General features: G+C 39.7%; 13 protein-coding genes. 5 read left to right on the forward strand and 8 right to left on the reverse strand.

What is annotated here, in order from left to right:
- The 3 genes from JP36_RS01335 to JP36_RS01345 form a co-directional block, all read left to right on the forward strand.
- Positions 1 to 1,122: porin (locus JP36_RS01335; RefSeq protein ID WP_156106913.1), on the forward strand; the 1,122-nt coding region annotated here is incomplete at its 5' end.
- A 152-nt stretch (positions 1,123 to 1,274) separates the two neighbouring features.
- A complete protein-coding gene (locus tag JP36_RS01340; RefSeq protein ID WP_021462499.1) occupies positions 1,275 to 1,535 on the forward strand; it encodes a DUF1778 domain-containing protein in 261 nt (86 codons plus the stop codon).
- 2 nt (positions 1,536 to 1,537) lie between these two features.
- Positions 1,538 to 2,005 (forward strand): GNAT family N-acetyltransferase, encoded by a 468-nt coding sequence (locus JP36_RS01345; protein WP_039171191.1) that lies wholly within the window; start codon positions 1,538 to 1,540, stop codon positions 2,003 to 2,005.
- Between the two features lie 54 nt (positions 2,006 to 2,059).
- On the opposite strand, the gene ligA is transcribed toward JP36_RS01345, so the two are convergent.
- The 4 genes from ligA to serB all read right to left on the reverse strand — a co-directional run bounded on the left by ligA (position 2,060) and on the right by serB (position 5,776).
- Positions 2,060 to 4,075 carry an NAD-dependent DNA ligase LigA gene (gene ligA / locus JP36_RS01350; RefSeq protein ID WP_052119427.1) on the reverse strand — a complete coding sequence of 672 codons (2,016 nt, stop codon included), beginning with the start codon at positions 4,073 to 4,075 and terminating at the stop codon, positions 2,060 to 2,062.
- 84 nt (positions 4,076 to 4,159) lie between these two features.
- Entirely contained in the window at positions 4,160 to 4,324 is a 165-nt protein-coding gene (locus JP36_RS11595) for a DUF5363 family protein (RefSeq protein WP_167332832.1), read from the reverse strand.
- A 21-nt stretch (positions 4,325 to 4,345) separates the two neighbouring features.
- The gene (locus JP36_RS01355) at positions 4,346 to 4,837 is read right to left on the reverse strand and encodes a YajQ family cyclic di-GMP-binding protein (protein WP_039135857.1); all 492 of its coding nucleotides are present in this window, start codon (positions 4,835 to 4,837) and stop codon (positions 4,346 to 4,348) included.
- A 12-nt stretch (positions 4,838 to 4,849) separates the two neighbouring features.
- A complete protein-coding gene (gene serB / locus JP36_RS01360) occupies positions 4,850 to 5,776 on the reverse strand; it encodes a phosphoserine phosphatase (RefSeq protein WP_039171193.1) in 927 nt (308 codons plus the stop codon).
- A gap of 88 nt (positions 5,777 to 5,864) precedes the next feature.
- On the opposite strand from serB, the gene JP36_RS01365 reads away from it, so the two are divergent.
- Positions 5,865 to 6,533 carry a YtjB family periplasmic protein gene (locus JP36_RS01365; RefSeq protein WP_039171195.1) on the forward strand — a complete coding sequence of 223 codons (669 nt, stop codon included), beginning with the start codon at positions 5,865 to 5,867 and terminating at the stop codon, positions 6,531 to 6,533.
- 81 nt (positions 6,534 to 6,614) lie between these two features.
- Here JP36_RS01365 and lptG read toward each other — a convergent pair whose 3' ends face one another.
- On the reverse strand, positions 6,615 to 7,685 hold the full coding sequence (lptG, locus tag JP36_RS01370) for an LPS export ABC transporter permease LptG (protein WP_039171199.1): 1,071 nt from the start codon (positions 7,683 to 7,685) through the stop codon (positions 6,615 to 6,617).
- 3 nt (positions 7,686 to 7,688) lie between these two features.
- Positions 7,689 to 8,780 (reverse strand): LPS export ABC transporter permease LptF, encoded by a 1,092-nt coding sequence (gene lptF / locus JP36_RS01375; protein WP_039171202.1) that lies wholly within the window; start codon positions 8,778 to 8,780, stop codon positions 7,689 to 7,691.
- A gap of 182 nt (positions 8,781 to 8,962) precedes the next feature.
- Between lptF and pepA the strand changes: the two genes are divergently transcribed.
- Positions 8,963 to 10,471 (forward strand): leucyl aminopeptidase, encoded by a 1,509-nt coding sequence (gene pepA / locus JP36_RS01380; protein ID WP_039171204.1) that lies wholly within the window; start codon positions 8,963 to 8,965, stop codon positions 10,469 to 10,471.
- Positions 10,472 to 10,545: 74 nt separating this feature from the next.
- On the opposite strand, the gene msrB is transcribed toward pepA, so the two are convergent.
- Both msrB and rimO read right to left on the reverse strand, forming a co-directional pair.
- Positions 10,546 to 11,508, reverse strand: coding sequence for a peptide-methionine (R)-S-oxide reductase MsrB (gene msrB, locus JP36_RS01385; protein WP_039171207.1), 963 nt, complete (start codon positions 11,506 to 11,508; stop codon positions 10,546 to 10,548).
- A gap of 120 nt (positions 11,509 to 11,628) precedes the next feature.
- Positions 11,629 to 12,966: a 30S ribosomal protein S12 methylthiotransferase RimO gene (gene rimO, locus JP36_RS01390; RefSeq protein ID WP_039171209.1), complete on the reverse strand. Its 1,338-nt coding sequence runs from the start codon at positions 12,964 to 12,966 to the stop codon at positions 11,629 to 11,631.
- Positions 12,967 to 13,142 lie beyond the last annotated feature (176 nt).

The raw sequence follows: 13,142 nt of genomic DNA on the forward strand, positions 1-13,142 counted from the left end.
AAAACATTAGTCGCATTGGTAGTTGCAGCAGTAGCAGCCACTTCCGCAAACGCAGCCGTGGTTTATAACCAAGACGGAACTAAAGTTGATGTTGGTGGTTCTTTCCGTGTGCTTTTGAGTAAAAATACAGATGAACGTGCTGATCTTAAAAACGTAGGTTCACGTGTAATCATCAAAGGAACACAAGATTTAGGTGATGGCTATAGCGCATTAGCTAATTTAGAAATTCGTTTTGATGCCAATGATAAAAAATCATTTGGTGATATTGAAGCGAAACGTGTTTATGCCGGCTTTGCAAAAGAGGGTGTAGGTACTTTAACCTTTGGTAAACAATTAACCAACCTTGATGATGTTGCATTATCAGACTATACCTATGATTTAGGTGGGGTAAAACAAACTGCAACTTCCGGAGATAAAGTTGTTAAATTCCGTTCTGCTGATTTTGCCGGCTTTAGTTTCGGTTTAGATTATCTCTTTGGTGAAAATGATAAGGATAAATACAACCACAAATCTGGATTTGGTGTATCTGCTTTCTATACAAGCCCAGAATTTGCTCAAGATACCCGTGTAAACTTTGAAGCAGGTTTTTCTCAACTTAAAGCTAAGTCAGGAAGTTTTGCTGTTGATAAAGATGATTTGAAAGATCTTCCTGTTGTAGGTGTGGCTGCGGATGGAACAAAAGTATATAACAAAGCTGCATTAGACGCAGTAACTGATAAATATGATGAACATAAAGTTAATGCATTCTTAGTTGGCGTTGAATTAGTATCTGGTCCATTTGCAATAGCTGTTGACTATTCTCAAAAGAAAGCTACTGATGATGTAAATGCATTTGATGCGTATGGTTCAGTTTATGCTAATAAAGTACGTGAACTTGAAGTTGGTGCAAAATATAACTACTTAGATAATGCTTCTATCTATGGTGAATATATTAATGGTAAAGCTACCTCTGCAGATGGAAAATATTGGACTAAACGTAACACCTTTATCTTAGGTACTGATTACTGGTTTACTAAATCTGTAGTTGCTTATTTAGAAGGTGGTACAACACAATATAAATATGATAATGATGATAAAGATAGAGATAACAAAATCGGCGTAGGTTTCCGTGTCTACTTCTAATCGTTATCAATAAACATACCTCTATAACCCCGAGAATTTTCTCGGGGTTTTTTTATATTAATTAAATCCATTACGCAATAATGTTGCATATACAATCAATACACAATACAATTTGTATATTGATTGTGTATTAGTAGATAATGGAGAGAATTATGCGTACTGCAGCGATTAACTTACGAGCCGAACCCAGTCAGCGTGATTTAATTGATTATGCTGCGTCTTTGCTTGGTAAAACGCGGTCCGATTTTATGCTGGATGCCGCCTGCATCTATGCTCAAAATGTGATTTTAGATAGAACAGTATTCCAATTAAATGATGAAAAATTTAATCGTTTTATTGAGATATTGGAGCAACCTCATTCAACAAATGCCGGTCTAGAAAAATTAATGAATATTAAATCACCGTGGGAGTAAAAATGTATTCCGCACCTGAATTATTGAAGTCCCATCATCATTTGAGCTTGTTCGATTGCGGTGAAGAGGTGCTAAATTTGTGGCTTAAGCGTAATGCCTTGAAAAATCAGCAAAATCAAGCAAGTAGAACATTTGTGATTTGCAACAAAAATGTTGTTGTCGGTTTTTATGCTTTAGCCGCAGGATCAGTAACGCATCAGTTTGTATCCGGTGCATTAAAACGTAATATGCCCGAACCGATTCCCGTTATTGTGTTAGGCAGACTCGCCATAGACGTGAAATATCAAGGGCAAAAATTAGGTGCTGCTTTGCTTAAAGATGTGGTATTACGAGCAAAAATTGTAGCAGAACAAGTCGGCGTGAAAGCTTTGTTGGTACACGCACTTAACGATAATGCAAGGCGATTTTATTTAAATTATGGGTTTCAAACCTCTCCTATTGATGACAGATTATTAATGTTGAAATTGTGATGAGTTCAAAAGATAGCCCTCTTTTCACAGAGGGCTATGATGATGTAGCGAAAGTTAATCTTGCGGAATTAAGTCTAAAAATTGCTGTTCGGTTAAGACTTTTACGCCCAAACTTTCCGCTTTCTGCAATTTTGAACCGGCGTTATCACCGGCAATAACAAAATCGGTTTTGCTGGAAACACTGCCGGCAACTTTACAGCCCAACTGCAATAACAACGCTTTCGCTTGATCGCGCGTCATTTGTGTTAATGTGCCGGTCAGCACGACGGTTTTTTCTTTAAGTGGATTGTCGGCAATCTCTGTGGCACTAACATCGTCCCAAGTTACGCCCTGTTCAATCAATTTTTCCACAACGTTGCGGTTATGTTGCTCTTGCCAGAACAGAATAATGCGGTTGGCGACCACTTCACCGATGTCCTGCACCTGTTGCAACTGTTCAAAGGTGGCGTTTTTGATATTTTCCAAGGTGTGAAAATGGTTCGCCAAATTGCGTGCGGTTGCCTCACCGACTTCACGAATACCCAGCGCAAACAGGAAACGGGCAAGGGTGGTTTTTTTCGCTTTTTCGATGCTGGCAAGTGCCTTCTCTGCTGATTTTTTGCCCATACGCTCCAACCCCATCAAGGTTTCTTTGCTTAAGGTGAAGAGATCAGCAGGTGTATGTAGATATTCACGATCTACCAATTGTTCGATTAACTTATCGCCGACACCGTCAATATCCATTGCTTTGCGTGAAACGAAATGTTTTAATCCCTCTTTCCGTTGTGCTTCACATACCAATCCACCGGTACAACGGGCAACTGCTTCGCCGTCAATACGTACAATTGCTGAATCACAAACTGGACAGCGAGTTGGGAAAATTATCGGTTTGGCATCCGGCGGACGGCGATTGTGAACCACACCGATAATTTGCGGAATCACATCACCGGCACGGCGGATAATAACGGTATCGCCGATTGCAATATCTAAACGAGCAATTTCATCACCATTGTGCAATGTCGCATTGCTGACGGTTACGCCGGCAACGTAAACCGGTTCAAGTTTCGCCACCGGTGTGATTGCGCCGGTGCGTCCCACCTGAAATTCAACATCATTGAGAATGGTTAATTCTTCCTGTGCCGGGAATTTATAGGCAATCGCCCAACGTGGTGCACGGGAAATAAAACCGAGCTGTTCCTGCAATGGAATGCTGTTCACTTTTAGCACTGTGCCGTCAATGTCATAACCGAGGCTGCTGCGTTTTTCGGCGATGGAACGATAAAAGCCCAACACTTCTGTCGTGCCGTTACAAAGGCGGATCTCTTTATTCACCGGAATGCCGATGCTTTTCAGCCATTGCAGACGATCATAATGGGTGTTCGGTAATTCCACACCTTCGGCAATGCCGATACCGTAAGCGTTCAACATTAACGGACGATGATAAGTAACTTGCGGATCGAGCTGACGCAAGGAACCGGCGGCGGCATTGCGTGGATTGGCAAAGGTTTTTTCGCCGTGTTCCAATGCGTGATTGTTTAAGCGTTCAAAACCGTCGTGCGGCATAAAGACTTCACCGCGCACCTCTAAACGTGCCGGCGGTGTAGCCGTGCGTAATTGTAGCGGAATATTGCGAATAGTACGGATGTTGGCGGTAATATCTTCACCGGTAACACCGTCGCCACGTGTTGCCGCTTGTGTTAATTTGCCGTTGACATAAAGAATGCTGACTGCCAAGCCGTCTAATTTTGGTTCACAGCAGAATGTGAACGGATCAGGCAAGACACCAAGTCGATCTTCAATACGGCGAATAAAGGCGAAGAACTCTTCATCCGAGAACGCGTTATCAAGCGATAACATCGGCAATTCGTGGCGAATTTGTTGAAAGCCGTTCGCCGGTTTTGCCCCGACCCGTTGGGTCGGTGAGTCGTCCGTGATCAGTTCCGGATGTTCCGCTTCCAGACGTTTTAATTGGTTCATCATTCGATCATATTCCGCATCCGGAATCACCGGATTGTCGAGAACGTGATATTGATATTCGTGGTAACGAAGATCATTTCTTAGTTGTTCAATCTGTTGTTGAAGGGTGTTCATAATGTGCATTAATGTAAAATTTGAAATAAAAAAGTTAATCGGTAACAACCGATTAACTGTAATGATTTAAGTGTGAGTGATTAATTAACGGGCTTTTTTCTCTGCCGGTTTTTCCGCTTCCGGATCTTGTTTATAGATAGGAACACAACTGCGGCAAGCACCTTGATCAATGCCAAGTTCACGGCAGAAATCATCATATTTTTTTAACCATTGTTTAAAAATACTCGGTTTCTTTTCACTTTGTGGCATAGTGTTCCTCCTTATTCAGCGTTAATCGCGGAAGTTGTTAAATTGGAAAGGTTGTCCCAATTCAGCAGATTTGACTAATTGAATTACACTTTGTAAATCATCACGGGATTTTCCGGTAACACGAATTTTATCACCTTGAATTTGGGTTTGAACTTTTAATTTGGAATCTTTGATCATTTTGCTGATTTTCTTTGCAAGATCGGTCTCAATTCCCTGCTTAACTTTAATTTCTTTGGCATAGGTTTTACCGCTATGCTCGTAATTTTCCGGAATTTCCAATGCGCTTGGTTCAATATTCCGTTTTTGCATCGCATTACGCAAAATATCAATTAATTGTTCTACCTGAAAATCGGATTCAGTGGCAACCTTGATGGTTTCATTTTTTTCATTTAATTCAATTGATGCGGTTACATTGCGGAAATCCCAGCGATTGCTTAAATCACGATTGGCATTGTCCACCGCATTTTTAACTTCGTGCATAGTAATTTCTGAAACAATATCAAAAGAAGGCATTTTATTTCCTCATTATTTTTGTTGTTGAAAGTTATATTGTTGTTGATTGGCACTCAAAATACACAACAACGCGGTTAAGTCTGCGAAGTTTACCATAGTTTGTGCCTGTTGTTGTACTTTTGGTTTGGCGTGGTAAGCAACGCCAAGGGCTGCGCTTTGCATCATTAATAGATCGTTTGCACCGTCACCGATGGCGATAGTTTGTGTTGCTTCAATTTGGTATTGTTCTGTTAATTGCTGTAATACATTGGCTTTATATTGTGCATCAACGATTTCTCCCTCTACTTTGCCGGTTAAAATGCCGTTTTCAATTTCAAAACGATTGGCACAAACGGCGACTAAACCGAATTTTTTTTGTAACACTTCGGCAAAATAGGTAAAGCCACCGGAAGCGATAGCCACTTTCCAACCGAGTTTCTGTAATTCGGAGATTGTCTGCTCTAAACCGGGCATAATCGGTAAATTATTGCGTACTTGATCTAAAATGGTTGCCGGCGCACCTTTTAAGGTGCCTACACGTTTGCGTAAACTCTGTTTGAAATCAAGTTCACCACGCATTGCACTTTCTGTAATTGAGGCAACCATTTCTCCAGTGCCGGCTAATTTTGCCACTTCATCAATACATTCAATTTGAATGGCGGTGGAGTCCATATCCATCACCAGTAAACCGGCTTTTTCAAGCAATGGATAGCCGCTGATCACAAAAAGATCAAAACCGTATTGGTGTGCAAGCTCAATATAATTTTGTGGTTGGTCGTGTTGCATCATTACACAGTGATAATCAAAAATATCCCATTCGGCAAGTAGCGAAATATCGGTAGTTTGGGCGCTGAATTGAGCTAATTTGTTAATATCGAAATTTTGGCAATAGAGTAAAAATTGCTGCTGATCGGCACGATAATTATCCGGTTTATTGATTACGGGAACGAGAGTTTGCATATAAAAAAACCTTTTTTAGAATGAAAAGAAAAGCTACAATCCGCATTTAATCACAAATTGCTCAGAATAGAAATATAAAGGTAATAACTTGCATACAGTAAGAGAGAAGAGTGTCAAAATTTTGCTACTGATCGCTATTTTGCTTGTTAGTGGTTTTACAATTGCGACTATTTTATTTGGCATAAATCAGTTTAAATTCGGTTCGCAATTGGCGAGTATTAATCAGGTGTCTAATTTGTCGCATATTTTGGTAAGACAACAGGCTAATCTATTTTCGTCTTTATTAAATAATAATGTTTCTGTAGAGAAACTGGCGGATCAACTAACGACACTAAGTCGAGAAAAATTTGTGCTAGACGCTTCGGTTTATAGTGGCAATGGTGAGTTGTTGGCTCAAAGTCGCAATGCGCTCAATTTGCGGCAACAGTTAGGTTTAGAAGGGGAAAAATCATTGCAACAGACACAACAGATTGTTGAACCGATTTTTGATGGAAACAGTGTGATTGGCTTTTTACGAGTAACTTTTGATGGGCAATACGGGCAAACTAGTGAGAGTAAGATTAATCAACAGTTTCGTTATTTATATGCTGAAGTGATTGTTATTTTATTGGTAGGGGCTGTGATTGCCAGCAGTTTTCACCATTTTTTTCGACGCAGAAAAATTAAATTAGTGCCGATGAGAATATTAAGAAAGGTACAAGAAAATCAACAGCGTTCCAAAGCATTTCATCAACAACGCCGGCGTTTTAAGCGATAATGAAAGTGGTAATTAGTAGTAGCTACAAAAAGTGAGATCGTTATTTTGATCTCACTTTTTGTTTGATTAAACATTGGGGAATTAATGCCGTTTATGAGCCATTAACCACCAAATAATGGCTGCAAAGAAGATGCTTGGCGCTAATGCACCGATAAACGGTGGAATATTATAGACTAAACTTAATGGCCCGAAGACTTGATCCAAAACATAAAAAGCAAAACCACAACAGATTCCTGTTACCACACGTACGCCGGAAGTAACACTACGTAATGGACCGAAAATAAATGACAGTGCCAAAAGCATCATCACGCTGATAGAAATTGGTTGTAATAATTTTCGCCAATAGGTGAGTTCAAACGTTTTGGTATCTTGTCCGGTATTTTTTAAGAATTGGATATAGTCTGATAACCCTGTAATTGATAGCATACTAGGTCTTAATGACACCATCCCTAATTTATCTGGAGTAATGCTAGTTTCCCAAACTTTATTTAGATATTTTTGGTTAGTGATATGATCACCGTTTAGCTCCGATTCTGAAATTTGATTAAAACGCCATTCGTTATTTGCATAAGTTGCCCGATTGGCTTGACTCATTTTTTGTAAATTACGATGTTGATCAAATTGATAGATATAAATGCCGTTTAACTGATTTTCTTTTGGAATATGTTGAATATAAACAAAACTGTTACCATCTTTCGCCCATACTGAACCTTTAACCGAAAGCAGTGAGCCACCAGTAAGCGATTTATAACGCATTTCTCTTGCAAACTGCTCCGTCTGTGGGATTCCCCATTCACCCAATGCCATATTAAGAATAATCAATGGAATAGCAACTTTCATAACCGATAAGCCGATTTGAAAACGTGAAAAACCGGAAGCTTGCATTACGACTAGCTCACTGTTTGAAGCTAAAGAGCCTAAACCGATTAACGCTCCTAGCAATGCCGCCATTGGGAAAAAAGTCTCAATATCTTTCGGAATAGTGAGCAGGGTGTAGGCGATTGCTTTAGCCGTGTCATAATTTCCTTCGCCGATAGCACGGAACTGTTCAACAAACTTGATAATGGCAGAAAGTCCGACTAATAAAAATAAAACAACAAAAATAGTCGCTAAAATTGTTTTACCGATATAACGATCTAAGGTATTAAACATAGATTAACCTCTTGCTCGTTTAAAAAGTTGGATGAATTTACTCTGGATAATCTCAGAATTGAGGATGATGCCTAAGAGTAAAAACAGGATATTTATTAAAATCATCCAATAGTGAGACTCAATTTTTCCATTGATTCCCGCCGTTTTGAGTGAACTTTGCAATAAAAAATAGATTAAATAGAGCAATAATGCAGGTATGATTTTAGCAAAACGACCTTGTCGAGGATTAACCTTGCTCAATGGAATTGCGAGCAACATCATCAATGGCACTGCTAAAAACAGGCTGATGCGCCATTGAAACTCAGCTTTGGCATTAGCGGAATTACTTCTCAATAAAGCATTACTATCTTGCATATCAAGATCGTTTTCTTCTGTTTTTGCCGCATTAAATGCTAGAAATGCCAAGTAATCCTGAAACTGGGTGATACGAAATTCTGGCAGAACTGCACTTCCTTCAAAGCGTTCGCCATTTTTTAATGTTAATGTTTGGCTACCATCTTCTGCTGTGGAGAAACTTCCCTGTTCGGCAACGATTACAGATGGTTTCACTTTGCCGACCTGTTTAGTTTGGAACAGATAGATATCGGAAAGTTGATTGCCTTTTACTTTATCAACAAACAGTACAAAATTGCCGTTATTGGAGGAGATAAATTGTCCAGGAGTAATCGCAGATGCACTTGGATTAGCTTTTGCATTTTCTACCACTTCTACCTGTTTTTTTAATGCCCACGGTGTGAGATAAAGGGAGTTATAAGCAGCAATTGCGGCGGTGACAAGCGAAAGTATCAATCCGACTTTGACTAAAGCATTCGGCCCGATGCCACACGCTTGCATCACAGTAATTTCACTTTCGCTGTATAATCTTCCCAAAGTAAGTAAAAGTGCTAAAAATAGGCTAAGTGGCAACATCAGTTGTGCCATTGTCGGCATTCCTAATCCAAGCAGTGGTAAGATGACATCAACAGGAACATTACCATTGACGGCAGAGCCCAAAACGCGGACAAGTTGTTGTGCTAAAAAAATGACGAGTAAAATAAATAAAATAGCCAGTTGGCTTTTTAATGTTTCTTTGATTAGATATTTTGTCAAAATCACGGCAGCTGACCTGTGTTTTCTCTTTATTTTTGCTTGATTTTTTTATAAAAAACGATACTTTAATCAATCGTTCTCACAAGTAGATCTGTTTTCAAGTTTTTTCAAAAACATAAATTCAGGCGCATATAATACCTTGTTTCAGGGCCTAACAACAATAGAAATCATAGTGAAGGAATATCAATATGGAATTTAGTGTCAAAAACGGCAGTGTTGAAAAACAACGTACTGCGTGTTTAGTGGTGGGTGTTTTCGAACCGCGTCGCTTATCTGCATCGGCAGAGCAGTTGGATAATATCAGTGCAGGTTATATCAGTGCGTTATTACGACGTGGCGATATTGAAGGAAAAGTTGGACAGACCTTGTTATTGCATCACGTTCCTAATATTCCGGCAGATCGCATTTTATTGGTCGGTTGCGGTAAAGAGCGTGAATTGGATGAAAGACAATATAAACAGATTATTCAAAAAACAGTGAGAGTGTTAAATGAAACCGGCTCAATGGAGGCGGTTTGTTATTTAACCGGCTTGCACGTTAAAGGGCGCAACATTTACTGGAATGTGCGTTTGGCGGTGGAAGCAGCTCAGGAATCATTATATAGCTTTACTCAATTTAAGCGGGTGAAAACGGAAATTAGACGTGAATTACGTAAAATAGTATTCAATGTTCCGATGCGCCGTGAATTACCGCTTGCTGAGTCTGCAATTCAACACGCAATGGCGATCAGTAACGGCATTAAAGAAACGAAAGATTTAGCCAATATGCCACCAAATATTTGCACGCCTCGTTATTTAGCTGATAAATCGATTGAATTAGCACAGGCTTATGACACTCTAAATAGCCACGTTGTTGATGAGCAGCAGATGGAAAAATTGGGAATGAAATCCTATTTGGCAGTTTCACAAGGATCGCGTAATGAAGCGTTTATGTCGATCATTGAATTTAAAAATAATCCTGATCCTGATGCAAAACCAATCGTTTTTGTCGGAAAAGGGCTAACTTTTGATTCTGGCGGTATTTCATTGAAGCCGGGTGCTGGTATGGATGAGATGAAGTATGATATGTGTGGTGCAGCAACCGTTTATGGTGTGATGAAAGCTGTTGCTGAATTAAATTTACCGTTAAATGTGATTGGTGTGTTGGCAGGCTGTGAAAACTTGCCGGGTGGTAATGCATATCGTCCAGGTGATATTTTGACCACAATGTCCGGTTTAACCGTAGAAGTGTTGAATACCGATGCTGAAGGGCGTTTAGTGCTTTGTGATGCGTTAACTTATGTTGAGCGTTTTGAGCCGGAAGTAGTGATTGATATTGCAACGTTGACCGGCGCTTGTGTGGTGGCATTAGCGGGAGTCAATAGTGGATTATTTTCGCCGTTAAATAATCTTGCCAATGAGTTGCAAAATGCGGCGGAGCAGTCTAATGACAAAGCTTGGCGTTTGCCGATGAATGATGAGTATAATGATTTATTGAAATCTAATTTTGCGGACTTAGCAAATGTCGGTGGGCGTTGGGGTGGTGCTATTACCGCTGCTTGTTTCTTAGCGAATTTTACTAAAAAATATAATTGGGCGCATTTGGATATTGCAGGTACAGCGTGGAAACAAGGTGCAGACAAAGGGGCGACCGGTCGTCCGGTTTCATTATTGGTGCAGTTCTTATTGAATCGCGCTAATGTTAAATTTGATATTTAATATCAGAGATAACTTCAAATAAAAAGCGGTGTGGAGGTTTAAGATCCACACCGCTTTGTTATTTTAAGCGGTTGTTATTTAATCCGTTTTTGCAGGTAGCCATAGCCATTTTGTACCAACTCCGCAAAAGGAATAAAACGTAAAGCCGCACTGTTGATGCAGTAACGCAAGCCACCGGTTTCGAGCGGACCATCTTCAAAAACGTGTCCTAAATGCGCATCGGCAATACGAGAACGCACTTCGGTACGGATCATTCCGTGGTTGGTATCACGCTGATATGTAACCACATCGGATGAAATCGGTTTGCTGAAACTTGGCCAACCACATTGTGACGGAAATTTATCAGAAGAGGCAAAAAGTGGCTCGCCACTGATTATATCGACATATAAACCTTTTTCAAAAAAATCCCAGTAACGATTTGAAAAAGGGCGTTCGGTGGCATTTTGCTGTGTAACAGCAAATGATTCTTTACTTAATTTTTGTTCGATTTCTGCTAAAGTAGGTTTATGGTATTTGTCGGCATCAATAATGACATTATCCGCTTTTCTCAGATCAATATGACAGTAGCCACTCGGATTTTTTTCTAAATAACGTTGGTGATACTCTTCTGCAGGATAGTAGTTTCGCAAAGGTTGCACCTCAACTAGCAAAGGTTGTTGCCATTTTTGCTGTTCGCGTGCCATTGCCGCATCAATAATCGGTTTTTGTCGATCATCAGTATAATAAATGCCGGTACGATATTGGATACCCAAATCATTCCCTTGTCGGTTTAAAGTGGTTGGATCGATGACACGGAAATAGTACTCAAGCAATGTTGATAAATTGATTTGAGCAGTATCATAACAGACTTTGACTGTTTCAGCGTGTCCACTACCATTACAAACTTGCTGATAGCTTGGATTTTCACTGTTACCATTGGCATAACCTGATTCGGCATTCAAGACACCGCCAATAGCGGCAAAGTAGGCTTCTAATCCCCAAAAACAGCCACCGGCAAGATAAATTTCGCTGGTTAGGATTTTGTTTTGTTCTGTCATTTATACCTCACAAAATTAAAGCAATTTGTACTTAGCGAGCAACACATTAGGCATTGATTTTATTATTTGGCAGTAGAATAGGGATAACTTCTCCCCACTGCAACAACAGTTAAATAACGGTTAGATGGTTGCCCATAAATCATATTCATCGGCATTATGAATGGTAGCCATCACTATATCGCCAATCTTGACTTGTTGTTCACTGACATTATCAATATAAACGACACCGTCAATTTCAGGTGCATCTGCCATTGAACGCCCGATAATACCTTCTTCATCAATTTCATCGATCATTACAGGCAAAGTTTTACCGATTTTTTGTTGTAAGCGTTGGGCGGAAATTTGTTGCTGTAATTGCATAAACCGGTGGAAGCGTTCTTCTTTCACCTCTTCTGGTACTTGTTCTGCCATTTCTGTGGCTACCGCACCTTCAACCGGACTGAATTTGAAACAGCCGACACGATCCAGTTGTGCTTCTTGAATAAAATCTAATAACATTTGGAAATCTTCTTCAGTTTCACCTGGAAAACCGACAATAAATGTTGAGCGTAATGTCAGTTGCGGACAGATTTCACGCCACTGTTTAATACGTTCCAATGTACGTTCGATTGAACCCGGACGTTTCATTGCTTTTAGAATTTTCGGACTGGCGTGTTGTAACGGAATATCTAAATAAGGCAAAATTTTGCCTTGTGCCATCAAAGGAATCAGCTTATCAACGTGTGGATAAGGGTAAACATAATGTAGACGCACCCAAACGCCTAATGTTCCAAGCTGTTCGCAAAGCGTAATTAAATCATTTTTAATCGGCATCCCATTCCAGAAAACGGTTTTGCTTTTTTGTTCTTTTTGATTTTTATCCAATGCGTAAGCGGAAGTATCTTGAGAAACGATCAACAACTCTTTAACGCCGGCATCAACAAGCCGTTTGGCTTCATCTAAAATGGTATTAATTGGTCTGCTATCAAGATCGCCACGCATAGATGGAATAATACAGAAAGTACAGCGATGATCGCAGCCTTCCGAAATTTTAACGTAAGCATAGTGTTTAGGCGTTAATTTTACCCCTTGTTTCGGTACAACATTGATATAAGGGTTATATTCCGGTTTCGGTGCATATTTGTGGACGTGTGTCATCACCGCTTCATAACTGTGTGGGCCAGTAATTTCAAGCACTTTAGGATGTACTTCTCTAATTTGATTTTCTTTAGCACCTAAACAACCGGTAACGATAACTTTGCCGTTTTCTTCTAAGGCTTCGCCAATAGCTTCTAATGATTCTTGAACAGCACTGTCGATAAAACCGCAAGTATTGACTATCACTAAATCGGCATTGTCATAACTTGGTACAATGTTATAACCCTCTGCTCGTAGCTCGGTTAAAATACGTTCGGAATCCACTAAATTTTTAGGGCAACCAAGGCTCAAAAAGCCAATATTTGGAGTTGTTATTGTCATAATTTTGTTATCTATTTTGTAATGGAATTTTAGTAGGTGGCGAATTGTACAGAATTTGTCGATAGAAAGCGAATTTTTATCAGAGCAATTAGAAGTAACACTTTGTTCTAAATAGGTAATCCTTTGTGGTTACGTCCCAAAATGGATGGTAAAAAAATAGACAAAATCAGCTGGTT

The sequence above is a fragment of the Gallibacterium genomosp. 1 genome, assembly GCF_000771875.1.
Classification (GTDB): domain Bacteria; phylum Pseudomonadota; class Gammaproteobacteria; order Enterobacterales; family Pasteurellaceae; genus Gallibacterium.